This window comes from Burkholderia sp. Bp9016, from assembly GCF_003857765.1.
Classification (GTDB): domain Bacteria; phylum Pseudomonadota; class Gammaproteobacteria; order Burkholderiales; family Burkholderiaceae; genus Burkholderia.
In genome coordinates, this window is record NZ_QTPY01000010.1 from 98,151 (window position 1) to 121,395 (window position 23,245).

Genomic DNA, 23,245 nt, shown 5'->3' on the forward strand with positions numbered 1-23,245 from the left:
GAACCCCCTGATGGAAAACAAATCACATGCGTTCTGGGCCGGCCTGTTCACGATCGCGCTGACGCTGGCGATCGCGGGCACCGTGTTCTGGTTCAACGTCGACCGCACCGTGCGCGTGCCGTACGACCTGCTCGCGCGCACCAATGTGACGGGCCTGTTCCCCGATGCGGCCGTGCGCTTTCGCGGCCTCGACGTCGGCAAGGTGCAGTCGATCGGCTTCGATCGTACGCATCCGGGGCAGATCCGGATCCGGATCATGGTCGACCACGACGCACCGATCACGCAGTCGACCTACGGCAGTCTCGGCTTCCAGGGCGTGACGGGCATCGCGTTCGTGCAGCTCGAGGATACGGGGCGCGACCTTTCTCCGTTGCCGTCGTCGCCGAAGGCGATCGCGCAGATCCCGATGCGGCCGAGCCTGTTCGACCAGATCCAGGAGCGCGGCGACGTGCTGCTGCGGCAGCTCGAGCAGGCCGCGAAAAGCGCGAATGCGCTGATGTCGCCGGAGATGCGCGAACAGCTGCGCGCGACGGCCGAAAGCCTGCAGCATGCGGCGGACGGCGCGGCGACGCTGTCGAAGCAGCTTGCGCCGGCGGTGGCCGCGCTGCCGGAGACGATGCACGAAGTGAATCGCACGATGGCGTCGGCCAACACGCTGCTGCAGCCGAACGGGCCGCTCGTGTCGAACCTGAACAAGGCCGGCACGGCCGCGGAGCAGGTCGGCATCACGCTGAACGATCTGAACGCGCGCGTGCAGTACGACACGCTGCCGCGCTTCAACGCGCTGGCGGGCAGCGTCGGCGACGCGTCGCGGCAATTGAAGGACGTTGCCGGTGAACTTGGCCGCAACCCGAGCAGTCTGTTGTTCGGTTCGCCCGGCTCCGCGCCCGGGCCCGGCGAAGCGGGCTTCGTCTGGCCGAGTGCGACGGCCGGGCAGTAACGCCCATCGAAACCGGAAACATCATGCAGGATCACGCCATGCCACGAATTCTTGATCGCGCGCTGCGGCCGGCCGCAGCCGCGCTCGCGGTGCTGACGCTCGCGCTCGCCGCCGGCTGTGCCGGCAACAGTGTCGCGCTGTCGAACGTTCGCTACGACCTCGGGCCGGCCGCGCCGGTCGTGACGGCCGGCACCGGCCCCGCGCTGAAGGTGCTCGACGTCGCCGCGCCCGATGCGCTCGACTCCGACAAGTTCGTCTACCGCCTCGCGTATGCGGATGCGCAGCGCATGGCCGTCTATCGCGACAGCCGCTGGACCGCGCCGCCCGCGCAGTTGCTCACGCAGCGGCTGCGTGGTGCGCTGTCGTCGCGCGGCGCGGTGCTCGAAGGCTCCGACGGCATACGCGCGCCGACGCTGAAGGTCGACCTGAACGAATTCGAGCAGGTGTTCGACGGGCAGTCGCAGAGTCACGGCGCGGTCACCGCGCGCGCGACGCTGATGCAGGACGGCAAGGTGCTCGGCCAGCGCACGTTCATCGCGCGCGCGCCGTCGAGCACGCCCGATGCGGCTGGCGGCGCGCGTGCGCTCGCGGCTGCGAGCGACGAGCTCGTGTCGCAGATCGCCGCCTGGGTCGGCGTGCAGGCGTACGCGGGCACGCCGTGACGCGCGACGCGCGCTCGAGATGAACGCGCCGGACACGCATCGCGCGTCGTCGCTGGCGCGCCAGGCGTTCGCCGCCTACGCGGCGCTCGTCGTCTATGCGTCGCTGTATCCGTTCGAGGGCTGGGTGTCGCTCGGCATCGGGCCGTTCGACTACCTTTTCGCACCGATGCAACGCTACGTGACCGCGTTCGACGTGGTCACCAACGTGCTCGGCTACATGCCGTTCGGCGCACTCGGCGTGTTCGCGCTGCATCCGCGCTGGCGCGGGGTGGCCGCGACGCTGATCGTCAGCGTGCTGGGCGTGCTGCTGTCGGGATCGATGGAAGCGCTGCAGACCTACTTGCCGACGCGCGTCGCGTCGAATCTCGATCTCGCGGCCAACGCGCTCGGCGCGCTGCTCGGCGCGGCGCTCGCGGCACCCGCCACCGGTGCGCTGCTCGATCGTGGCGCACTGCGCCGGCTGCGTTTCGCGTGGTTCGAAACCGACGGCTCGACGCCGCTGCTACTTGCCGGGATGTGGCCGTTCGCGATCCTCTTTCCGTCACCGTTCCTGTTCGGCATCGGCGACTGGCCGGCCGCGCTGTGGGAGCGCGCCGACGGGTCGATGCAGGACGCGTTGCTCGCGTGGCTGCCGGCCGCGTGGCAGGTGAGCCAGTGGCCCGAGCGCGTCGACGGCTGGCTGTCCGATTCCGCATGGGAGGCCGCGCTCGGCGGCCTGATGTTGTTCGCCGTGCTGGCGATCGCGTCGCTCGCGATGCGCGCCGCCGCGCCGCGCGTGCGGCTGCTGATCGCGTTCGTCGTCGCCACGCTCGTGCTGAAGGCGGCCGCGACGTTCATGCAGTCGACCACCGGCCTCGTCGTCGTGTGGGCGACGCCCGGCGCGCGACTCGGCATCGAGCTCGGCTTCGCGGCGGCGCTGATCGCGTTGCGCGTGCCGGCCACGTGGCGCGCGCTGCTCGCGGCGCTCGCGCTGCTGGCCGGCGTGACGCTCGTCAACCTGCTGCCGGTCAATCCTTTCTTCGATTTCACGCTGTCGGGCTGGCGGCAGGGCCGCTACGTGCACTTCAACAGCATCGCGCGCTGGCTCGCGTGGATGTGGCCCTATGCGGCGCTGATCTGGCTCGGCCTGCGCGTCGAGCGCGCGTGGATGCCCGCGGCGGTGCGGCGCTGATGCGGCGATTCCGGCGGGGCGGCCGCGGCTCGATCGCGGGCAGCGGCGCGCGCCGCTCGTTATAATCGTCCGCATCCTCGATTGCACGGCACCGCGGCAATCGCCCCTCTCTTCGCCCGGCACCGCGCCGGGCCGCACGTCACCATCATGGATTCCTACTACCAGCACCACGTTTTCTTCTGCCTGAACCAGCGCGATCCGGGCGCCGAGCGTCCGAGCTGCGCGCAATGCGACGCGCAGACCATGCAGGAATACGCGAAAAAGCGCGTGAAGGAACTCGGCCTCGCGGGGCCCGGCAAGGTCCGCATCAACAAGGCCGGCTGCCTCGACCGTTGCGAGGAAGGGCCCGTGATGGTCGTGTATCCGGAAGGCACGTGGTACACGTATGTCGATCAGGCCGACATCGACGAGATCGTCGAATCGCACCTGCGCGACGGCAAGGTCGTCGACCGCCTGAAGATCTGAGCGGGCCGGCCGAATGAACGTTCATACGCAGAAGTCGCTGATCGCCGGCCCGGTCGGGCAGATCGAAATCGCGGTCGACGTGCCGGACGCCGTGCGCGAAGGCACCGCCGCGCCGCGCGGCATCGCGCTCGTCGCGCATCCGCATCCGCTGTTCGGCGGCACGATGGACAACAAGGTCGCACAAACGCTTGCGCGCACGCTCGTCCAGCTCGGCTACGTGGTGTACCGGTCGAACTTCCGCGGCGTCGGCGCGACCGAAGGCGTGCACGACAACGGCATCGGCGAAGCGGACGACCTGCTCGCGGTGCTCACGCACATGCGCGCGCAGCCGGCCTATGCGGACCTGCCGCTCGTGCTCGCGGGCTTCTCGTTCGGCACCTTCGTGCTGTCCCACGTCGCGAAGCGGGTGCGCGACGCGGGCGAGGCGATCGAGCGGATGGTGTTCGTCGGCACGGCCGCGAGCCGCTGGCAGGTCGCCGACGTGCCCGAGAACACGCTCGTGATCCACGGCGAAACCGACGACACGGTGCCGATCGCGTCGGTGTACGACTGGGCGCGGCCGCAGGAGCTGCCGGTCGTCGTGATTCCCGGCGCCGAGCATTTCTTCCATCGCAAGCTGCACGTGCTCAAGCGCATCATCGTCGACGCGTGGCGTTGATCCGCTGACCGGGCGTGCGGTGCCGATGTCGCCCGCCCGTCGTGCCGCGCGTTGCCAGGCGGAAACACGTCGAGGCAGCAGGGCGCACCGGGGCTCTAGGCGGTCGCACCGGTTCTCCGCCGCGCGGCGCAACCCGACTTGCGCACTGCCTGCGCACGCCTTTCGCGCGGCTTCGATCGCAATCGCCGGCCATGAAGCCGCGCTATCCTCTGGAAGCCGATGCGCGGCCACCCGGCGCACGGTTCGCGAAAGTGCTGTTCGCGGCCACGTATAATGGCCGCATTTCGCGTCGCCCGCGGCCCGGCTGGGCCCATGCGGCGCTCGTTTCGCCGCCTGTCCGCCCGCTCGCGACGGCCGCGAACCGAACGCGTCCGCACGAGTCCAACCGGCGCGTTTCGTGTCGCTCGACGAAGTCGGGTGAATCGCCGAAACGCCTGCCGCCTTGCCGTTCAACCCTGCGCGTTTCGCGCCGCACTTTCTGCCATCAGCCTGAATCGATCATGCGTCTGTCACCCCAAGGCCTCAAGTCCCTCGCTTCTTCCATCGCCTTCGGCACCGCCGCGCGTAACGTCGCGCTGGGCGTGATGCTGCCCGTCGCGCTCGCGTCGACGATCGTCGTCGCAGAGGCGAAGCCGGCCGCCAAGGCCCGGGCCGCGCATGCGGCGCCCGCCGCCGAGCAGTTCACCGGCGCGCCCGCGACCTTCATGCCCGGCGCGGTGCCGCCGCCGGGCGTAAACGCGCGCTCGTGGGTGCTCGTCGATGCGACGAGCAACACGGTGCTCGCGTCGGGCAACGCCGACGAACGCGTCGAACCCGCTTCGCTGACAAAGCTGATGACGGCCTACCTGGTGTTCGAGGCGCTCGACAAGAAGAAGATCTCGATGGAGCAGATCGTCACGCCGAGCGATGCGGTGCGCCGCGTCGGCCGCGACGAGTCGCGCATGTTCATCGAGGCGAACAAGCCGGTGTCGGTGCACGACCTGGTGTACGGGATGATCATCCAGTCGGGCAACGACGCCGCTATCGCGCTGGCCGAACTGGTCGGCGGCAGCGAAGGGCAGTTCGTCACGATGATGAACGACGAGGCGCAGCGCCTCGGCATGAAGGGCACGCACTTCGCCGACGTGAACGGCATGCCCGACCCGAACCACTACACGACGGCCGGCGACCTCGCGAAGCTGTCCGCGCACCTGATCCGTGATTTTCCGCAGTACTACAGCATCTTCTCGGAGAAGGAGTTCAAGTACAACAACATCCGCCAGGGCAACCGCAACCGGCTGCTGTGGCTGGATCCGACGGTCGACGGTCTGAAGACGGGCCACACGCAGGCGGCTGGCTACTGCCTGATCGCGTCGGCGAAGCGCGCGATCCCGGGTGTCGACGGCCAGCGCCGCCTCGTGTCGGTGATGATGGGCGAGCAGAAGGAAGGCGAGCGCACGCAGGACAGCATGAAGATGCTGAACTACGGCTATAGCGCGTTCGATGCGGTGCGCCTGTTCAAGGGCGGCCAGGCGATGTCGACGCCGCGCATCTACAAGGGCAAGGAAAACACCGTGCAGGTCGGCGTGAAGAGCGACCAGTGGGCGACCGTGCCGCGCGGCCTCGGCGACAAGGTCAAGACCGAAGTCGACGTGAACGCGCCGCTGATCGCGCCGCTCGCACAAGGCCAGCAGGTCGGCACCGTGAAGATCGTCGCCGACGGCAAGACGCTGTCGGAGTTCCCGGTCGTCGCGCTGCAGGCCGTGCCGGAAGCGGGTATCTTCGGACGTATCTGGGACTCGATCCTGCTGATGTTCAGCAAGAAGAAGTAAGCACGACGGGCCTTTGTTTTTACGACTTCATCCCCATCTGGTATAGCCATGAGCCAAGCCGAATTCGAACCGATCGTCTACCTCAGCGTGTCGTCGCAGGAGGAGCTGGTGCCGCTGTCGCAAGCCCGTGTCCCGGTGCTCGACCGCGGGTTCATCTTCGGCGATGGCGTGTATGAAGTCGTGCCCGTTTATGCGCATGACGGCGCGCACGTGCCGTTCCGGATCGAACAGCATCTGGACCGGCTCGCGCGCAGCCTGAAGAAAATCGGCATCGACAACCCGCACGACGCGGCCGGCTGGCGCGCGTTGATCGAGCGCGTGCTCGCCGCGAACGCGGAAGGCCTCGTCGACAGCAACGCGCTCGTCTACCTGCAGGTGACGCGCGGTGTCGCGAAGCGCGGCCACGCGTTCCCGCCGAATGCGGTGCCGACGGTGTTCGCGATGACGAGCCCGCTGCGCCTGCCGCCGGACGAAGAGCGCGCGCAGGGCGTGCGTTGCGTGACGGCCGAGGATCGTCGCTGGCTGCATTGCGACATCAAGTCGATTTCGTTGCTCGGCAACGTGCTGATGGCGCAGCATGCGGCAGAGCACGACGCGTTCGAGACGCTGCAACTGCGCGACGGCAACCTGACCGAAGGTTCGTCGTCGAACGTGTGGATCGTGAAGAACGGCGAGCTGATGGCACCGCCGCGCAGCAACAAGATCCTCGAAGGGATCCGCTATGCGCTGGTCGAGCAGTTGGCCGACGAGTGCGGGATTCCGTTTGTCGCGCGAGAGATCAGCGAGGTCGAGCTGCGCTCGGCCGACGAAATCATGATCACGTCGGCCACGAAGGAAATTCTGCCCGTTACGTCGCTCGACGATCTGCCCGTAAAGGGCGGCAAGCCGGGCCCCGTATTCGCGGCGTTGTACGACGCGTACCAGCGCGCGAAAGCGCGCGAGTTTGAACAGTTTGACCTAACCCGGAGAAAGTGATGAGCGAACCGACCAAAACCATCGAGGTCACCGGCGCGATCGATACCCGGAAGGAGTCGCTGCTGGAGTTCCCGTGCGATTTCCCGATCAAGATCATGGGCAAGGCGCACCCGGAATTCAAGGACACGATCTTCAAGGTCGTGGCCGTTCACGACAACGAGATCGACGTCGAGAAGATCGAAGAGCGCGCCTCGAGCGGCGGTAACTACACCGGCCTCACGATCACCGTGCGCGCGACGAGCCAGGAACAGCTCGACAACATCTACCGCGCACTGACCGGCCATCCGATGGTCAAAGTCGTGCTCTGAGTCCCTTCCATCCTCCTTCCTGCGCGCACTCGGCGGGGGTCTTCCCCGCCGCGCGCCGCACGTCCAGCTCGTCGCACAGCAGCTTGAACTTGGCGACTTCCTCGAGAATCCACGTCCTGAACGCCTGCACGCGCGGCGTGTTCAGAAGCGGCGGCGGACACACGAAAAAATAATGCCACGGGCTCGGCCCGTCGATGTCGAACAGGCGCACGAGGCGTCCGTCGAGCAGGTCGTGCACCGCGAGCGAGCGGCGCACCAGCGCGATGCCCTGGCCGTCGATCGCGGCCAGCAGCAGGTTCGACGAATCCTGGTACAGAATCCCGCGTTTCGGCTCGGTCAGCGTGTCGAGCCCCGCCGCGTCGAACCACGGCCGCCACAGCTCGTCGTCCGAGCGCAACAGGTTGTAGTGCACGAGATCGGCCGGCGTTTGCGGCAGCTTGCCGCCGTTCAGCGTCGGCGAGCATGCCGGAAAGAACACTTCGTCGAACAGCGGCTCGACGTGCAGCCCCGGATAGGTACCGAAGCCGAAGCGGATCGCGAGATCGACGTCGTCGCGCGCGAAATCGGTCAGCGTGTTGGTCGACTGCAGTTCGACGTCGATTTCCGGATGCCGCTCGATGAACGTGCCGATGCGCGGTGTGACGAAGCGCGCGGCGAACGACGACAGCATCGACACCACCAGCCGCCGGTCGCGATCGCTCGCGCGCACTTCGCGTGTTGCGTCGGACAGCATCATCAGCGCGGTGCGTACCTGCTGCGCGTAGCGCATGCCGGCGCCGGTCAGGCATAGCCGCTTGCCGTTGCGCGCGAACAGCTGCACGCCCAGCTCCTCCTCGAGCGCGCGCACCTGGTGGCTGACCGCGCCGTGCGTGACGAACAGTTCGTCGGCGGCGCGGGAGAAATTCTCGTGACGGGCAGCGGCTTCAAACGCGCGAATCGCATTCAGCGCAGGGAGCTGGCGGAGGTCCATTTGCTAATTTTCCTCACATCGACGTGAAAATTGGTCGTTTGGTCGGGCGCCTTTAAATGACTACGATTGTAGCCATCGAAGCACTTATTGGCGGAGTCGATCATGCAAGAAATTTCCTCAAGCATCACGTTCGAAATCCCGGCAGGCGAAACCGTACCGATGCGGGTGCAACGCAGCACGCGCCTGACGGTTCGAGGCGGACCCGTCTGGGCGACGCGCAGCAACGACGTCGAAGACTACTTCCTGGTCGACGGCGAGACGCTCAAGCTGCGCCGCGGCGAGCGCTTGTGGCTCAGCGCGGAAAGCGGGCAGGGCGCGCACGTCGCGTTCTCGGTGTCGCGGCCGCCCGCGGAAGTCGCGCTCGGCGGGCTCGCGCGACTGCGCAATCGCGTGCGCGCGCTGCTTCACGACGGCTGGCGCACCGTCTGACGGACCTTTCGTCCGACGGATACGCACGATCCGTCCCTTTCCAGGGCCGGCGAGACCCATGGGTTTTCGGTAAACTACCGCCCATGTCCGTCTCGCCGGTTTCCATTGTGCCCAAGCCTGTTGCCGTTTCCGAATCGCCCGCCGGGTCCCCGGTTCAGCCCGGGTCGCCGGTCACCGTGCGCTGGCGGGGCAGCGAGGCCTACGAGGCGAGTTTCGACGCGATGCGCGCGTTCACCGACACGCGCACGGCCGATACCGGCGACGAGATCTGGGTTGTCGAGCATCCGCCCGTCTACACGCTCGGCCAGGCCGGCGACCCGGCCCACCTGCTGGTGGCCGACAGCGGCGTGCCGCTCGTGAAGGTCGACCGCGGCGGACAAATCACCTACCACGGCCCCGGCCAGATCGTCGTCTACCTGCTGCTGGACCTGCGCCGGCGCAAGCTGATGGTGCGCACGCTCGTGACGAAGATCGAGGAGGCCGTGATCGAAACCCTTGCGGCGTATAATCTCGCTTCGGTCCGCAAGGCGGGCGCGCCGGGAATCTACCTGGCATCCGGCGTGCACGAAGGCGCGAAAATCGCGGCCCTGGGCCTGAAGATCCGTAACGGTTGCAGCTATCACGGGCTGAGCCTGAACGTGAAGATGGACCTGCGCCCGTTTCTCGCGATCAACCCGTGCGGCTATGCCGGACTGGAAACCGTCGACATGGCGAGCCTCGAGGTTGCCGCCGACTGGAACGACGTCGCCCACACGCTGGTGGGTCGTCTGATTGCCAACCTCGATGGCGAATCCGCGGCCGCCGACAAGCCGCAGGCACTGGAACATTCGAATGACTGACGTTACCGCTTCCCCCGCACCGGCCGACTCGGCCGCGACCCCGGCCTACGATCCGACCGCCAAACAGAAGGCGCAGGCGAAGACGGCGCGCATCCCGATCAAGGTGATTCCGATCGAGAAGCTGAAGAAGCCGGAGTGGATCCGCGTGAAGGCGGCCACCGGCAGCTCGCGCTTCAACGAGATCAAGACGATCCTGCGCGAGCACAACCTGCATACCGTGTGCGAGGAAGCGAGCTGCCCGAACATCGGCGAATGCTTCGGCAAGGGCACCGCGACGTTCATGATCATGGGCGACAAGTGTACGCGCCGCTGCCCGTTCTGCGACGTGGGCCACGGGCGTCCCGATCCGCTCGACGCCGACGAACCGAAGAACCTCGCGCGCACGATCGCGGCGCTGAAGCTGAAGTATGTGGTGATCACGAGCGTCGATCGCGACGACCTGCGCGACGGTGGCGCGGCGCACTTCGTCGAGTGCATCCGCGAAGTGCGCGAGCAGTCGCCGGAAACGCGCATTGAAATCCTGACGCCGGACTTCCGCGGCCGTCTCGACCGCGCGATCTCGATCCTGAACGCGGCGCCGCCCGACGTGATGAACCACAACCTCGAAACGGTGCCGCGCCTGTACAAGGAAGCGCGCCCGGGTTCGGACTACGCGCACTCGCTGAAGCTGCTGAAGGACTTCAAGGCGCAGCATCCGGACGTCGCGACGAAGTCGGGGCTGATGGTCGGCCTCGGCGAGACCGAAGAGGAAATCCTGCAGGTGATGCGCGACCTGCGCGCGCACGACGTCGACATGCTGACGATCGGCCAGTACCTGCAGCCGTCGGAGCACCACCTGCCGGTGCGTGCATACGTGCATCCGGATACGTTCAGGATGTACGAGGAAGAGGCTTACAAGATGGGCTTCACGCACGCTGCCGTGGGCGCGATGGTGCGCTCGAGCTATCACGCCGATCTGCAGGCGCATGGGGCCGGGGTGGTCTGAGCGCCGCATTCGCCTCCATCTGCAGATGTCCCGCAGTCAAAAAGCCCGCAGCTTGCGGGCTTTTTCGTTGGCGCGGCCGCTGCCCGCGTCTTCGCACGACAATCGCCATCCGACCGAACGCACGATCCAATAAAGCATGAAAAGCAAAGCTGTAACGCCATCGATAGCTTCGCAGGATAAGTTCGCTCCCGTCGCGCGCAAAGCTCGTAAAGTCGGCTCTCCCGCAGCAATGCCAGCATTCGAAGGAGAGCCGCATGTCCCGTTTCAGCTTCATCCGCCGCGCCGTCGTCGCGCTGACCACCTTTGCCACGCTCGGCGCGGCGCACGCCGAATCGCGCGAGGTCGTGATCGCGTACCAGGACATGGTCGTGCCGTGGCGCTACGCGCAGGCGAGCGGTGAAGTCGAAAAGGCGACCGGCTACAAGGTCACGTTCCGCAAGCTCGACAGCGGCGCCGACGTGATCCGCGCGCTCGCGTCGGGCTCCGTGCAGCTCGGTGAAGCCGGCTCCAGCCCGATCGCGGCAGGCCTGTCGCAGGGGCTCGACATCTCGCTGTTCTGGGTGCTCGACAACATCAACGACGCCGAGGCGCTCGTCGCGCGCAACGGCTCGGGCGTGACCAGCGTCGCCGCGCTGAAGGGCAAGAAGATCGGCGTGCCGTTCGTGTCGACGTCGCATTTCCATACGCTCGTCGCGCTGCAGGCCGCGGGCGTCAATCCGAACGACGTGAAGATCGTCAACCTGCGTCCGCCCGAAGTCGCGGCTGCATGGGCGCGCGGCGATATCGACGCGACCTACATCTGGGATCCGGTGCTCGCGAAGGTCAAGCAGTCGGGCACGGTGCTGACGACGTCGGGCCAGGTCGCGAAGGAAAGCGGCAAGGCGACCTTCGACGGCTTCGTCGTGAGCCGCAAGTTCGCGCGCGAGAACCCGGAGTTCGTCGCGCGCTTCGTGAAGGTGCTTGCATCGGCCGACGCCGATTACCGTGCGCACGCGGCTGCGTGGAAGGTCGGCTCGCCGCAGGTCGCGGCGGTCGCGAAGGTGTCTGGCGCGAACGCGCAGGACGTGCCGGCGGGCCTCGCGCTTTACGCATTCCCGACGCTGGCCGAGCAGGCGTCGCCGACGTGGCTCGGCGGCGGCGCGCAGTCGGGCGCCGCGAAGTCGCTCGCGGCCACCGCGGCGTTCCTGAAATCGCAGGGCACGATCCAGACGGTGCTCGCCGATTACTCGGTCGGCGTCGATCCGCAGTTCGTGCAGAAGGCCGCGCGCTAAGCACGGCCATTCGGATAACTCGGGAAACTCATCGCGGAGCCCACGATCATGAGCACGCTGGAAGTCCGTCAGGTATCGGTCTCCTATCCGGGCGAGCGCGGCCGGCCGACGACGCAGGCGCTCGCGCGCGTCGACCTGCGCATCGAGTCCGGTGAATTCGTCGTCGCGCTCGGCGCGTCCGGGTGCGGGAAGACGACGCTGCTGAACTGCATGGCCGGTTTCGTCGCGCCGACGACGGGCGACGTGCGCGTCGACGGCGTGCCGGTCACGGGCCCCGGTGCCGATCGCGGTGTCGTGTTCCAGAAATACGCGCTGCTGCCGTGGCTCGACGTGCTCGAGAACGTTGCGCTCGGGCTGCGCTTCGCGCGCGTGTCGAAGGCCGAACGCGATGCACGGGCGCGCGAGATGCTCGCGCTCGTCGGGCTCGAGCGCCATGCGCATGCGCGCGTGTACGAACTGTCCGGCGGGATGCAGCAGCGCGTCGGCATCGCGCGGGCGCTCGCGAGCGATCCGCGCGTGCTGCTGATGGACGAGCCGATGGGCGCGCTCGACGCGATGACGCGCGGCACGATGCAGGCGCTCGTGCTCGACGTGTGGGCGCGCACCGGCAAGACGGTGTTCTTCATCACGCACGACGTCGAGGAGGCGCTGTTCCTCGCGACGCGTCTCGTCGTGATGACGCCCGGGCCAGGGCGTATCGCGGAGACGTTCGAGCTGCCGTTCGCGCGGCGCTACGTCGAATCGCGCGATGCACGCGCGGTGAAGTCGTCGCCGGATTTCATCGCGTGGCGCGAGCGGCTGATCGCGTATCTGCATCGCGACGAGCCGGTCGGGGAGACGGCGTGATGCGCGAGTTCGCGCGGCAGGGCACGTCCGTCGGGCGCGGCCGGATCAGTACTTTGCACAGGCAGGACGACATGAGCACGCAGGATTCCTGGGCGGCCGATCGAGCGGCCACCGGGTTCGGAGAAAACGAGCGCGGCACGCAGCGGCGCGATGCAACGCTCCCGGCGCGTGCGTCGCATCGCTACCGGTTGCCGGGGCAGGGGAAGACGGCGGCCTTGAGCGCGGCGACGGTCGCGGCGCTGGCCGTGCTGTGGTGGGTCGCGACGCATCGGCAGTGGCTGCCGCCGCTGTTCCTGCCCGCGCCGGAAGCGGTGTGGACGGCGTTCGTCGACGCGTGGCACGGCCGCATTCAGGGCGGCCTGCCGTTGTCGGAGCATCTGCTGTGGAGCGCCGCGCGCGTGTTCGGCGCGTTCGCGCTCGCGACCGCGATCGGCGTGCCGGCCGGTATCTTGATGGGCGTGAGCCGCATCGCGCGCGGTGTGCTCGATCCGCTGCTGGAGTTCTACCGCCCGCTGCCGCCGCTCGCGTACCTGCCGCTCGTCGTGATCTGGTTCGGCATCGACGAAACGGCGAAGCTGGTCGTGATCTTCCTCGCGTGCTTCGCGCCGATCGCGATGGCGGCGCGCGCCGGCGTGCGCGCGGCGACGGTCGAGCAGATCAATGCCGCGTATTCGCTCGGCGGCAGCTTCGCGCAGATCGTGCGCCACGTCGTGCTGCCGGCCGCGCTGCCGGAAATCCTCACCGGGCTGCGGATCGCGATCGGCTTCGGCTGGACGACGCTCGTCGCGGCCGAGATGGTCGCCGCGACGGCCGGGCTCGGGCAGATGGTGCTCAATGCATCGAGCTTCCTGCGCACCGACATCGTCGTGATGGGGATCCTGATCATTGGCGCGATCGCGTGGCTGTTCGATCTCGCGATGCGCTGGGTCGAGCGGCGGGTTGTGCCGTGGAAGGGGCGAGGATAGGTCGCGGGCCGTAACGGGGCGTGGCGAAGGTCAGTCGCTCCGCGCAGCAAACGGAAAAGGGGCCTGGCTTCGCACCGAGCGAAGCCAGGCCCCTGATCGCGTGATATCGACGGCCGTGTCGCGCTGGCTTACCAGCGATAACCTGCGCCGGCGCCGATCGCGACCGTGCCGCGCGTATTGGTGGAGCCGGATGCCTTGACCACCCAGCGCCCGTTGCGCGTGGCGGTGGACAGGCCGAATGCGACGGCCGACTGCCCGCTATACGTGCCGCCGGCGATCGAGACCATGCTTTCACCCGCCAGCGACGCTTGCGGCAGGTTCGCGATTGCGAGGGCGGACGCGATGCCGCCGCTGGCGTCACGGCGATAGTGGTCGATGTCGTTACGCACACCGCCGATCTGGTCGCGCAATTGCTGAACGTTTACGGCATCGGTCGGGGCGGTGCCGGCCTTGACGTTGGTGATCTGCCGCTCCTGACCGGGCGCGCCGACGGAGACCGTGTCGTCGCGGTCGGCAACGGAGTTGTTGCCGAGTGCGACCGAGTTCTTGCCCGATGCCGTCGAGTTGGTGCCGAGCGCGACGCTTTCGTCGCCGGACGCCTTCGCGTTCTGTCCGAGCGCGATCGAGTTCTTGCCCGTTGCGCCGGAGCCATCGCCGAACTGCGCAAAGTCGTTGCCGTGATTGCCGCCGGGCGGAGGGGGAGGGGGAGCGGGTTTGTCGTTCTCGAAGTTCGTCAGGCGCGTATCGAGCAAGTCGATCTTCTGCTGCATCGTGAAGAGCTGCCCGCCGTTGACGGCCTCCATGCTGCCCGCTGCGATCATGCCGGGCGCGACGTTGGCCAGCAGCGTACCGCCGACACCGCCGAGCGTCGCGCGGCCGAGCGTCAGGTCGTCGTACGCGAGGGCGCCGAGCTGTTTGCCGTTCGGATCGATCAGGCCGGTCGCCTTCAACTGCGCGATGGTCACGGCGTCGGTGTCGTCGACACCGTTGGACAGCCCGGTCAGCACGCGCGTGCCGTCCGTACCGGCGACGCTCACCGACGCGCCGCCCTTGTCCGCACCGATCGAGATCGCGAGGCTCGCGGGATCCTGGCGCACGAGGCCGGTGATGCCGTTGTTGAGGCGCGTGCCGAGATCGTCGACGTCGACGCGGATGGATTTGACTTCGCCTTCGACGTTCGTTACGCGGCCGTCGAGCGTCGTGATCGATTGCGCGCTGGCTTTGGCCCGTTCGTCCAGATTCGTCAGTGCGCTGCCGACATCGCTGAACGACCGGCCGTCGATCTTGTAGTTCGGGCCGCGCACGCTCCCGTCCGCGTTGATCGTGGCTTCTCCGCCGAGCGCTTCGACGACCGGCCTGAGCTGGGACAGGTTGACCGCGTCGGTGTCCGTCGTGCCGGCGCGAAGATTGACGAGCTGGCGCTCGTTGCCGCTCTTGCCGATCGACACCGTGTTGCCTCGGTCGGCGACGCTGCCTTGTCCGAGCGCGACTGCGTCGTGCGCGGTGACCGCCGCATCCGCGCCGAGTGCGAGCGCGCGGTTCGCTTTGACGTTCGACCCGACGCCGAGCGCGCTCGAGCGATCGCCGTGAACGTTTGCTCCTTCGCCGATGGCGATCGTGGAGCGTCCGTCGGCGATTGCTTCTGCGCCAATTGCGATCGCCGAGTAATCGGCACCGCTCTCACCTTTCGCCTGCGCGCCGGCGCCAAGGGCGATCGAACCTGCGCCCGTTGCGCTGGTTAGCGGGGTATAGCCTTCAATGATGACAAGGTTGTCCAGGGTCAGACTGGGGGCCGCTGCATAGCTGTAGCCCGAGGCGAACGCGACGAGCGAGAAGGCGAGCGCGGACAGGCGCGGCGGGCGCGTCGCAATACACGAGCGGACACGCTCGCGGCCAGAAGGCGTGGAGATGGTGTGGGTCATGAATCGTACTCCTTATTATTTGATGGCTTGATTTCGCATACACAGCCCGAGACGGCGGCAATAGGCTTCGTCTGCACCGGAGCGCATCGCCGTTGCGAACGGGATGCCGGGATGAGGTGTCTGCGACTCGAGCGGACGACTATACGGAGCGACGTATATGTCGTCGATCAGACAAGTACGGAATTGACGGGGCGGGGGATGGGACTCGATATCGAGCGCGGTGCACCATATCGTGGTCGGACCGGGTCGAAAGGCGGGACGCGCGCGACGCGCGTAAGACGAGTCGGTATATCGCCACGGATGGGCGGACGAATGGTTTCGCGCGGCGTGCTGCGCCGCCGCGCACGGGTACGCTCACTCCCCCATCGCCACCCCTTCGCGCCGCGGATCGGCGCCGCCGAACCACACCGTCTGCCCCTGCACGTTCAACCGCTGAATTCCCTGCAGTCCCGAGTTCATCTCGACGAGCTGCACGTCATGCCCGCGGCCCTTCAGCCCATCGACGAGCGCATCCGATACGCGTCCGCGCTCGAGCTGCGTCGGCCCGTTCATCGACCCGAAGTTCGGCAGCGCGATCGCCTGCTGCATCGTCATCCCCCAGTCGAGCACGCCGATCAGCGCCTTCGCGACGTGATTGATGATCGCGGGGCCGCCGGCCGAACCGACGATCATCGTCACCTGCTTCGTCTTCTGGTCGAACACCAGCTCGGGCGACATCGCCGAGCGCGGCCGCTTGCCTGGCTGCACGCGGTTCGCGACCGGCCGGCCGTTCTCGCTCGACACGAACGAGAAATCGGTGAGCTGGTTGTTCAGCATGAAGCCGCGCACCATCAGCCGCGAACCGAACGCGTCTTCGATGCTCGTCGTCATCGACAGCGCCTGGCCGTAGCGATCGACGATCGCGATGTCGGACGTCGACGGCAATTCGGGGCTGCGGTCATCGGCCATCGCGAGCGTCGCGCCCTGCGGCGTGCCGGCCTGCGCGACGCCCATGCTGTTGTCGCCGATCAGGCGTGCGCGCTGCGCGAGATAGGTCTTGTCGGTGAGGCTCGCCCAGCTGCCGCCCGGCAGCGGCACGAAATCGGGATCGGCGACGTAGCGCGCGCGGTCCGCATACGCGAGGCGCCCGGCCTCGCTGAACAGGTGCGCGGCGAACGGCGTCGGCTCGTAGCCCAGTTCGGTGCGTACCGGCTTCTGCACGCCGATCTGCTGCCAGTCGGGCATCGCCTGGAGGATGCCGAGCATCTGCGCGATCGCGAGGCCGCCCGACGACGGCGGCGGCATCCCGCAGACGACCGAGCGCCGGTAATCGGTACACAGCGGCGCACGCACCTTCGCCTTGTAGCGCGCGAGATCCTGCAGCGACAGCAGGCCCGGATTGGTCGGATGCTTGCGCACCTTCGCGACGATGTCGCGCGCGATCGCGCCGGTGTAGAACGCACTCGCGCCGCGGTCGGCGACCTGGCGCAGCACGGTCGCGAGCGCGGGGTTCTTCAGCACCGTGCCGGCCGCCTTCGGCGTGCCGTCCTTGTTGTAGAAGTACGCACGCGCGGCCGGATCGCTGCTCAGGTACCTGTCGTTCGCGATCAGCATCGCCAGGCGCGGGCTGATCGCGAAGCCGTGCTCGGCGAGCCGGATCGCGGGCTGGAACAGCCGGCGCCACGGCAGCTTGCCGTGCGCGCGGTGCGCGGCGTCGAGCATGCGCAGCACGCCCGGCGTGCCGACCGAACGCCCGCCGACGACACCTTCGTAGAACCCCATCGGCTGGCCGGTCGGCCCGTAGAACAGGCGATCGGTCGCGGCGGCCGGCGCGGTTTCGCGGCCGTCGTACGCTTGCGTTGCCTTGCCGTCGAAGTACAGCATGAACGCACCGCCGCCGAGCCCCGACGATTGCGGCTCGACGAGCGCGAGCACCATCTGCGTCGCGATCGCCGCGTCGATCGCGGTGCCGCCGGCCTTCAGCATGTCGTAGCCGGCCTGCGTCGCGAGCGGGTTCGCGGCCGCGATCATGAAGTGCTGCGAGGTCCAGCCAGGCTTGTCGGTCCAGCCGGACGACAGTTCGGGCGCGTGAACGCCGGGCAGCGGCACCGCGACGCCGGACGCGGCGGCAACCGGGACGACGGCGCCCGACGGCGCGGACGGGGACGTGCAGCCGGCGTTGAACGTGACGAGCGCGACGAGCGCGAGCGCGGCGACTAGCGTCGGGGGACGCGAATGCGGACGAATCCGGTCGAACATGGAACCCTCGGCAACGGTGAATTCGAAGGCGGCGGCGTGTGCGCGGCACGCGCTCCGCACGGGCGGCGCGCTATTGTCGCCGCGCGGCCGGCGGATTGTCACCCGACAGGAAACCCTGACGGATCCCGCCGGGCCCGCCCCGGCCGGTCTTTCCGGCCTGTTCGAGGATGAACTCTATGAACGTCGACGTCGCGCGCGTATGGTGCCGGTTCGGCATGTACAGCATGTACATGTGCGTGCCGAAGATGCTGAGGCGGTACGCGTCGAGCGACGTGACGACGGCGCCGTGCCGGATGTCGTCCTGCATCACGTAGTCGGGCACGATGCCGACGCCGATCCCGGCGAGGATCGCCTGGCGCAGGAACAGGAAGTTCTCCGAAATCAGCGTGGGTTCGAGCAGTACCTCATGGCGTTCGTCGCCGAGATACGCGGCGATCCGCAACTGCCGGCCCAGCACCGTCGCGGTGACGACCGGCGCCGCGGCCAGCGCGCCGAGGCTCGCGGGCATCCCGTGCGCGGCCGCGAACGCGGGTGACGCGCACGCGACGTAGCGCACGGCACCCATGTCGCGCGCGACGAGGTTCTGCGGCGGTTCCGGCATCACCCGCACCGCGATGTCGATCTCGTCGCGCATCAGGTCTTCCACGCGATTCTCGAACACGACGTCGAGCACGATGCCCGGATACAGCCGCTTGAACGCGAGCAGCCAGTCCGACATCACCATCTGCCCGTAGCCGCTCGGCACCGACAGCCGCACACGGCCCTGCAGGTCCTGGCCGAGCGTCGTCACTGATTCCTGCGCGGCGAGCAACTCGTTGCGGATGCGCCGGCCGTGCTCGTACAGCTTCAGTCCGATCTCGGTCGGCTCGATGCGGCGCGTCGTGCGGCGCACGAGCTGCTGGCCGATCGAGCGTTCGAGCTGGTTCAGCCGGTAGCTGACGTTCGCGCGGCTCATCTTGAGCCGTTGCGCGGCCTTGCTCAGATTGCCCGCGTCGAGAATCTCGACGAGCAGCGTCAGTGCGTTCAGGTCCATGCGCGGTGTCTCCTGATCCGTCCCGTTTAACGGTCGGAAAACATTCGGTGTCAAGGCAGACTTGACAGCTTGTAAAGTCATGCGGGAATTGTCAATGAATCTCGATCAATCGAGAATCGAGTCATGCCCGGCGACCACGCTGGCGCGTTTCCCGCGCCGCGCGGGCCCCGATCGGGAACCGGCCCTGCCGGCTCGTCCCGCAGCCCCGCGCGGCGCACCGCACTGGAGACACGATGAATTCCACCGCTTCCCCCGCCAGCCCCGCGGCCGGCACGGTCACGCGCGAACGGCGCGACAAGGTGCTTGTCGTCACGATCGACCATCCGCCCGTCAACGCGCTGTCCGCCGATGTGCGGCGCGGCCTCGCCGATGCGCTCGACGCCGCGCAGGCCGACGACGCGATCCGCACGGTGCTGATCGTCGGCGCCGGCCGCAACTTCATCGCGGGTGCCGACATCCGCGAATTCGGCAAGCCGCCGGTTCCGCCGTCGCTGCCCGACGTGTGCGAGCGGATCGAGTCGAGCGCGAAGCCGGTCGTGGTCGCGTTGCACGGCGCGACGCTTGGCGGCGGCCTCGAGGTTGCGCTCGCCGCGCATTACCGGCTCGCGGTGCCCGGCTCGAAGCTCGGGTTGCCCGAAGTCACGCTCGGCCTGCTGCCCGGCGCCGGCGGCACGCAGCGCGCGCCGCGCCTGATCGGCGCGAAGGCTGCGCTCGACCTGATGCTGACGGGGCGCCACGCGAGCGCGGACGAAGCGCTCGCGCTCGGCCTCGTCGATCGCGTCGCGCGCAGCGACGACACGCTTGCCGAAGGGCTCGCCTACGCGCAGGAACTCGTGTCGCTCGGCGCGCCGGTGCGTCGCACGCGCGATGCGCACGGCCTCGCGGATCGCGCGGCCGCGCAGACCGCGATCGACGCGGCGCGCGCCGAACTGCCGAAGAAGTCGCGTGGCCTCTTCTCGCCGGCGAAGATCGTCGACGCGGTCGAGGCCGCGCTCACGCAGCCGTTCGACGCCGGGATGAAGCTCGAGCGCAGCCTGTTCCTGCAATGCCTCGACAGCCCGCAGCGCGCGGGCCTCGTGCACGCGTTCTTCGCGGAACGCGAAGCCGCGAAGGCGCCCGAGGCGCGCCGCGCGAGCGCGCGCCCGGTCGAGCGGATCGGCGTGATCGGCGGCGGCACGATGGGCGCGGGCATTGCGGTCGCGGCGCTTGATGCCGGGCTGCCGGTGACGATGATCGAACGCGACGAAGCATCGCTCGCGCGCGGCCGCGCACATGTCGAGAAGGTGTACGACGGCCTCGTCGCGAAGGGCCGCATGACGCCGGCCGCGCACGCGGCGCGGCTCGCGCGCTTCAAGGGCAGCACGTCGTACGACGCGCTCGCGCAGGCCGACGTCGTGATCGAGGCCGTGTTCGAGGACATGGCGGTGAAGAAGGCCGTGTTCGCCGAACTCGCGCGCGCGTGCAAGCCGGGCGCGGTGCTCGCGACCAACACGTCGTATCTCGACATCGACGAGCTGGCGGCCGGCACCGACCGGCCGGCCGACGTGATCGGCCTGCATTTCTTCTCGCCGGCCAACGTGATGAAGCTGCTCGAAATCGTCGTGCCGGCGCGCGTGAGTGCGGACGTCGTCGCGACCGCGTTCGCGCTCGCGAAACAGATGAAGAAGACGCCGGTGCGCGCGGGCGTGTGCGACGGTTTCATCGGCAACCGGATCCTAGCCGTCTACCGCACCGCGGCCGACTACCTGATGGAAGACGGCGCGTCGCCGTACCGGATCGATCGCGCGGTGCGCGAATTCGGCTTCCCGATGGGGCCGTTCCAGGTTGTCGACCTCGCGGGCGGCGACATCGGCTGGGCGACCCGCAAGCGCCGCGCGGCGACGCGCGATCCGCGCGCGCGCTACGTGGAGATTTCGGACCGGCTGTGCGAGCGCGGTTGGTTCGGGCAGAAGACGGGGCGCGGCTATTACCTGTATCCGGGCGGTGCGCGCGTCGGTACGCCGGACCCGGAAGTCGAGGCGATCGTCGCGGAAGAACGTGCGAAGAAGGGCGTCACGCCGCGCGAATTCAGCGACGACGAGATCCTGCGCCGCTACCTCGCCGCGATGATCAACGAAGGCGCGAACGTCGTGTACGAGAAGATCGCGCTGCGTCCGCTCGACGTCGACGCGGTGTTCCTGTACGGCTACGGCTTCCCGCGCTATCGCGGCGGCCCCATGCACTACGCGGACACCGTCGGCCTCGCGAACGTGCTCGCCGACATCCGCGCGTTCGCGAAAGAAGATCCGCTGTTCTGGAAGCCTTCGCCGCTGCTCGTCGAGCTGGTTGAGCGCGGCGCGGATTTTGCGAGCCTGAACCGTGTCGACTGAACGCCAACCGCATTCGCAACGGACCCACGATGGATCTTAATTTCACTCCCGAAGAGGAAGCGTTCCGCGCCGACGTGCAGCGCTTCCTGCAAGCCGAACTGCCCGCGCGCACCGCGCGCAAGGTGAAGGGCGGCCTGCATCTGACGCGCGACGACATGCGCGAATGGCACGCGATCCTCAATGCACGCGGCTGGCTCGCGAGCCACTGGCCGCGCGAATATGGCGGCCCCGGCTGGAGCGTCGCGCAGAAGTTCCTGTTCGACAACGAATGCGCGCTTGCGGGGGCGCCGCGCATCGTGCCGTTCGGCCTGAACATGCTCGGGCCCTTGCTGATCAAGTACGGCAACGACGCGCAGAAGCGTCACTGGCTGCCGCGCATTCTCGATGGCACCGACTGGTGGTGCCAGGGCTATTCGGAGCCGGGCGCCGGCTCCGATCTCGCATCGGTGAAGACCAGCGCGGTGCGCGACGGCAATCATTACGTCGTGAACGGCCAGAAGACGTGGACCACGCTCGGCCACTACGCGAACATGATCTTCTGTCTCGTGCGCACCGCGACCGACGTGCGCAAGCAGGAGGGCATCAGCTTCCTGCTGATCGACATGAATACGCCAGGCGTCGAAGTGCGCCCGATCATCACGCTCGACGGCGAGCACGAGGTAAACGAAGTGTTCTTCGCCGACGTGCGCGTGCCGGTGGAAAACCTGGTCGGCGAAGAGAACCGCGGCTGGACCTACGCGAAATACCTGCTCACGTATGAGCGCACCAACATCGCCGGGATCGGCTTCTCGACGGCCGCGCTCGAGCGGCTGCGTGCGGTCGCCGCGAAGGTCACGAAGAACGGCCGGCCGCTCGCGGACGATTCGTTCTTCGCGGCGCGCGTCGCGCGCGTCGAGATCGAGCTGGAGAACATGCGCACGACCAACCTGCGCGTGCTGGCCGCGGTCGCGGGCGGCGGCGTGCCGGGCGCGGAAAGCTCGATGCTGAAGATCCGCGGCACGCAGATCCGCCAGGAGATCACCGCGCTGATGCGCCGCGCGATGGGGCCATACGCGCAGCCGTTCGTCGACGATGCGCTCGACGCCAGCTACGACGGCGAGCCGGTCGGCCCTGACGAGGCCGCGAGCGCCGCGCGGCAGTACTTCAACAACCGCAAGCTGTCGATCTTCGGCGGCTCGAACGAGATCCAGAAGAACATCATCGCGAAGATGATGCTCGGGCTGTAACGAGGGACGCGAGGATGGATTTCCAGCACACAGAAGACCGCCGGATGCTGGCGGACACCTTGAACCGCTTCATCGCCGAACAGTATGCATTCCCGGTTCGCGATCGCATCGCGCAGTCGGCCGAAGGCTTCGATCGCACGATGTGGCAGCGTTTTGCCGAGCTCGGCGCGGTCGGCGCGTTGTTTCCCGAAGCCGATGGCGGCTTCGGCGGCGCAGGCTTCGACATCGCCGTGGTGTTCGAATGCCTCGGGCGCGGGCTTGTCGTCGAGCCGTTCCTCGGCGCGTTGCTCGCGGGCCGTGCGTTGTCGCTCGCGGGCGGGCCCGCACACGCCGACAAGCTCGCGGCGCTGATCGACGGCAGCGCGAGCGCCGCGTTCGCGCATGACGAGCCGGGCTCGCACTACGAACTGACGACCGTGCGCACGCGCGCCGAGCGCTCGGCCGACGGCTGGGTGCTGATGGGTGCGAAGGGCGTGGTCGACCAGGCCGCGCAGGCGGCGTTCTTCGTCGTCAGCGCGCGCATGTCCGGCCAGGACGACGACGCAGCCGGCATCGGCCTGTTCGTCGTGCCGGCCGACGCGCCGGGCGTGTCGCTGCGTGATTACCGGAAGATCGACGGCGGCCGCGCGGCGGAAGTGCGCTTCGATCGCGTCGCGTTGCCGGCCGATGCCGCGCTCGGCGAACTCGATGGAGAGGCGGGCGCGGCGCTGCTCGAACGCGTGCTCGGCTACGGGCTGCTCGCGCTGTCGGCGGAGGCGCTCGGCGCGATGGACGTCGCGAAGGAGGCGACGCTCGAGTATCTCCGCACGCGCAAACAGTTCGGGGTCCCGATCGGCAGCTTCCAGGCGCTGCAGCACCGGATGGCCGACCTGTTGCTCGAAATCGAGCAGGCGCGCTCGGCGGTGATCAATGCAGCCGCGCAGCTCGATGCACCGCACGCGCCGCGCGAGCGTGCGCTTGCGGCGGCCAAGTTCAGCATCGGCCGGATCGGCACGCTGGTGGCGGAAGAAAGCATCCAGCTGCACGGCGGGATCGGGATGACCTGGGAGCTGCCGCTGTCGCACTACGCGAAGCGGCTCGTGATGATCGATCACCAGCTCGGCGACGAGGATCATCATCTCGCGCGCTATATCGCGCTGTCGAAGCAGTAAGCGCAAACCCC

The 23,245-nt window shown here is 68.1% G+C and carries 21 protein-coding genes; 17 read left to right on the top strand and 4 right to left on the bottom strand.

Going from position 1 to position 23,245, the window contains the following annotated elements; translation table 11 throughout:
* The first annotated feature begins 10 nt into the window (after positions 1-10).
* From DIE13_RS14340 to DIE13_RS14375, 8 genes are all read left to right on the top strand, one after another.
* Positions 11-940 (top strand): MlaD family protein, encoded by a 930-nt coding sequence (locus DIE13_RS14340; protein WP_124827814.1) that lies wholly within the window; start codon positions 11-13, stop codon positions 938-940.
* 38 nt (positions 941-978) lie between these two features.
* Positions 979-1,602, top strand: coding sequence for an ABC-type transport auxiliary lipoprotein family protein (locus DIE13_RS14345; protein WP_124827815.1), 624 nt, complete (start codon positions 979-981; stop codon positions 1,600-1,602).
* Positions 1,603-1,621: 19 nt separating this feature from the next.
* Positions 1,622-2,773, top strand: coding sequence for a VanZ family protein (locus DIE13_RS14350; protein WP_124827816.1), 1,152 nt, complete (start codon positions 1,622-1,624; stop codon positions 2,771-2,773).
* 147 nt (positions 2,774-2,920) lie between these two features.
* Positions 2,921-3,238: a (2Fe-2S) ferredoxin domain-containing protein gene (locus tag DIE13_RS14355; RefSeq protein ID WP_006485233.1), complete on the top strand. Its 318-nt coding sequence runs from the start codon at positions 2,921-2,923 to the stop codon at positions 3,236-3,238.
* A 13-nt stretch (positions 3,239-3,251) separates the two neighbouring features.
* Positions 3,252-3,896 carry an alpha/beta hydrolase gene (locus DIE13_RS14360; RefSeq protein WP_124827817.1) on the top strand — a complete coding sequence of 215 codons (645 nt, stop codon included), beginning with the start codon at positions 3,252-3,254 and terminating at the stop codon, positions 3,894-3,896.
* 500 nt (positions 3,897-4,396) lie between these two features.
* A complete protein-coding gene (locus DIE13_RS14365; protein WP_124827818.1) occupies positions 4,397-5,707 on the top strand; it encodes a D-alanyl-D-alanine carboxypeptidase family protein in 1,311 nt (436 codons plus the stop codon).
* A 48-nt stretch (positions 5,708-5,755) separates the two neighbouring features.
* Complete coding sequence (locus DIE13_RS14370; RefSeq protein ID WP_124827819.1) at positions 5,756-6,682, top strand: D-amino acid aminotransferase; 927 nt, start codon at positions 5,756-5,758, stop codon at positions 6,680-6,682.
* Positions 6,682-6,990, top strand: coding sequence for a YbeD family protein (locus DIE13_RS14375; protein WP_011353335.1), 309 nt, complete (start codon positions 6,682-6,684; stop codon positions 6,988-6,990). Before DIE13_RS14370 ends, DIE13_RS14375 begins: the two co-directional genes overlap by 1 nt.
* On the opposite strand, the gene DIE13_RS14380 is transcribed toward DIE13_RS14375, so the two are convergent.
* Entirely contained in the window at positions 6,974-7,960 is a 987-nt protein-coding gene (locus tag DIE13_RS14380) for a transcriptional regulator GcvA (RefSeq protein ID WP_124827820.1), read from the bottom strand. The two genes, DIE13_RS14375 and DIE13_RS14380, sit on opposite strands and share 17 nt — an antisense overlap.
* 102 nt (positions 7,961-8,062) lie before the next feature.
* Between DIE13_RS14380 and DIE13_RS14385 the strand changes: the two genes are divergently transcribed.
* From DIE13_RS14385 to DIE13_RS14410, 6 genes are all read left to right on the top strand, one after another.
* On the top strand, positions 8,063-8,389 hold the full coding sequence (locus DIE13_RS14385; RefSeq protein ID WP_124827821.1) for a DUF2917 domain-containing protein: 327 nt from the start codon (positions 8,063-8,065) through the stop codon (positions 8,387-8,389).
* An 83-nt stretch (positions 8,390-8,472) separates the two neighbouring features.
* The gene (gene lipB / locus DIE13_RS14390; RefSeq protein WP_124827822.1) at positions 8,473-9,228 is read left to right on the top strand and encodes a lipoyl(octanoyl) transferase LipB; all 756 of its coding nucleotides are present in this window, start codon (positions 8,473-8,475) and stop codon (positions 9,226-9,228) included.
* Complete coding sequence (gene lipA / locus DIE13_RS14395) at positions 9,221-10,213, top strand: lipoyl synthase (protein WP_124827823.1); 993 nt, start codon at positions 9,221-9,223, stop codon at positions 10,211-10,213. Before lipB ends, lipA begins: the two co-directional genes overlap by 8 nt.
* 254 nt (positions 10,214-10,467) lie before the next feature.
* The gene (tauA, locus tag DIE13_RS14400) at positions 10,468-11,484 is read left to right on the top strand and encodes a taurine ABC transporter substrate-binding protein (RefSeq protein ID WP_124827824.1); all 1,017 of its coding nucleotides are present in this window, start codon (positions 10,468-10,470) and stop codon (positions 11,482-11,484) included.
* A gap of 48 nt (positions 11,485-11,532) precedes the next feature.
* Entirely contained in the window at positions 11,533-12,330 is a 798-nt protein-coding gene (locus DIE13_RS14405; RefSeq protein ID WP_124827825.1) for a taurine ABC transporter ATP-binding protein, read from the top strand.
* The gene (locus tag DIE13_RS14410; RefSeq protein ID WP_124827826.1) at positions 12,330-13,295 is read left to right on the top strand and encodes an ABC transporter permease; all 966 of its coding nucleotides are present in this window, start codon (positions 12,330-12,332) and stop codon (positions 13,293-13,295) included. Before DIE13_RS14405 ends, DIE13_RS14410 begins: the two co-directional genes overlap by 1 nt.
* Positions 13,296-13,423: 128 nt before the next feature.
* Here the strand turns inward: DIE13_RS14410 and DIE13_RS14415 are convergent, their stop codons facing one another.
* The 3 genes from DIE13_RS14415 to DIE13_RS14425 form a co-directional block, all read right to left on the bottom strand.
* Entirely contained in the window at positions 13,424-15,217 is a 1,794-nt protein-coding gene (locus tag DIE13_RS14415) for a YadA family autotransporter adhesin (protein WP_124827827.1), read from the bottom strand.
* Between the two features lie 354 nt (positions 15,218-15,571).
* Positions 15,572-17,455: a gamma-glutamyltransferase gene (gene ggt, locus DIE13_RS14420; RefSeq protein ID WP_124827828.1), complete on the bottom strand. Its 1,884-nt coding sequence runs from the start codon at positions 17,453-17,455 to the stop codon at positions 15,572-15,574.
* A 70-nt stretch (positions 17,456-17,525) separates the two neighbouring features.
* The gene (locus DIE13_RS14425; RefSeq protein ID WP_124827829.1) at positions 17,526-18,488 is read right to left on the bottom strand and encodes a LysR family transcriptional regulator; all 963 of its coding nucleotides are present in this window, start codon (positions 18,486-18,488) and stop codon (positions 17,526-17,528) included.
* 233 nt (positions 18,489-18,721) lie between these two features.
* On the opposite strand from DIE13_RS14425, the gene DIE13_RS14430 reads away from it, so the two are divergent.
* From DIE13_RS14430 to DIE13_RS14440, 3 genes are read left to right on the top strand one after another with little or no spacing between them, the layout of a single operon-like run.
* A complete protein-coding gene (locus tag DIE13_RS14430; RefSeq protein WP_124827830.1) occupies positions 18,722-20,857 on the top strand; it encodes a 3-hydroxyacyl-CoA dehydrogenase NAD-binding domain-containing protein in 2,136 nt (711 codons plus the stop codon).
* Between the two features lie 29 nt (positions 20,858-20,886).
* Positions 20,887-22,083, top strand: a complete 1,197-nt coding sequence (locus tag DIE13_RS14435) for an acyl-CoA dehydrogenase family protein (protein WP_124827831.1) — start codon at positions 20,887-20,889, stop codon at positions 22,081-22,083.
* A gap of 14 nt (positions 22,084-22,097) precedes the next feature.
* Positions 22,098-23,234 (top strand): acyl-CoA dehydrogenase family protein, encoded by a 1,137-nt coding sequence (locus DIE13_RS14440; protein ID WP_124827832.1) that lies wholly within the window; start codon positions 22,098-22,100, stop codon positions 23,232-23,234.
* Positions 23,235-23,245: the final 11 nt, after the last annotated feature.

Bases quoted from the DNA above. Each gene is read 5' to 3' on its own strand.
- lipB (WP_124827822.1), top strand. From the start codon at position 8,473: ATGTCCGTCTCGCCGGTTTCCATTGTGCCCAAGCCTGTTGCCGTTTCC.
- DIE13_RS14345 (WP_124827815.1), top strand. From the start codon at position 979: ATGCCACGAATTCTTGATCGCGCGCTGCGGCCGGCCGCAGCCGCGCTC.
- DIE13_RS14440 (WP_124827832.1), top strand. From the start codon at position 22,098: ATGGATTTCCAGCACACAGAAGACCGCCGGATGCTGGCGGACACCTTG.
- DIE13_RS14370 (WP_124827819.1), top strand. From the start codon at position 5,756: ATGAGCCAAGCCGAATTCGAACCGATCGTCTACCTCAGCGTGTCGTCG.
- DIE13_RS14350 (WP_124827816.1), top strand. From the start codon at position 1,622: ATGAACGCGCCGGACACGCATCGCGCGTCGTCGCTGGCGCGCCAGGCG.
- DIE13_RS14405 (WP_124827825.1), top strand. From the start codon at position 11,533: ATGAGCACGCTGGAAGTCCGTCAGGTATCGGTCTCCTATCCGGGCGAG.
- DIE13_RS14430 (WP_124827830.1), top strand. From the start codon at position 18,722: ATGAATTCCACCGCTTCCCCCGCCAGCCCCGCGGCCGGCACGGTCACG.
- DIE13_RS14435 (WP_124827831.1), top strand. From the start codon at position 20,887: ATGGATCTTAATTTCACTCCCGAAGAGGAAGCGTTCCGCGCCGACGTG.
- tauA (WP_124827824.1), top strand. From the start codon at position 10,468: ATGTCCCGTTTCAGCTTCATCCGCCGCGCCGTCGTCGCGCTGACCACC.
- lipA (WP_124827823.1), top strand. From the start codon at position 9,221: ATGACTGACGTTACCGCTTCCCCCGCACCGGCCGACTCGGCCGCGACC.
- DIE13_RS14365 (WP_124827818.1), top strand. From the start codon at position 4,397: ATGCGTCTGTCACCCCAAGGCCTCAAGTCCCTCGCTTCTTCCATCGCC.
- DIE13_RS14360 (WP_124827817.1), top strand. From the start codon at position 3,252: ATGAACGTTCATACGCAGAAGTCGCTGATCGCCGGCCCGGTCGGGCAG.
- DIE13_RS14385 (WP_124827821.1), top strand. From the start codon at position 8,063: ATGCAAGAAATTTCCTCAAGCATCACGTTCGAAATCCCGGCAGGCGAA.
- DIE13_RS14340 (WP_124827814.1), top strand. From the start codon at position 11: ATGGAAAACAAATCACATGCGTTCTGGGCCGGCCTGTTCACGATCGCG.
- ggt (WP_124827828.1), bottom strand. From the start codon at position 17,455: ATGTTCGACCGGATTCGTCCGCATTCGCGTCCCCCGACGCTAGTCGCC.
- DIE13_RS14375 (WP_011353335.1), top strand. From the start codon at position 6,682: ATGAGCGAACCGACCAAAACCATCGAGGTCACCGGCGCGATCGATACC.
- DIE13_RS14380 (WP_124827820.1), bottom strand. From the start codon at position 7,960: ATGGACCTCCGCCAGCTCCCTGCGCTGAATGCGATTCGCGCGTTTGAA.
- DIE13_RS14410 (WP_124827826.1), top strand. From the start codon at position 12,330: ATGCGCGAGTTCGCGCGGCAGGGCACGTCCGTCGGGCGCGGCCGGATC.
- DIE13_RS14355 (WP_006485233.1), top strand. From the start codon at position 2,921: ATGGATTCCTACTACCAGCACCACGTTTTCTTCTGCCTGAACCAGCGC.
- DIE13_RS14425 (WP_124827829.1), bottom strand. From the start codon at position 18,488: ATGGACCTGAACGCACTGACGCTGCTCGTCGAGATTCTCGACGCGGGC.
- DIE13_RS14415 (WP_124827827.1), bottom strand. From the start codon at position 15,217: ATGACCCACACCATCTCCACGCCTTCTGGCCGCGAGCGTGTCCGCTCG.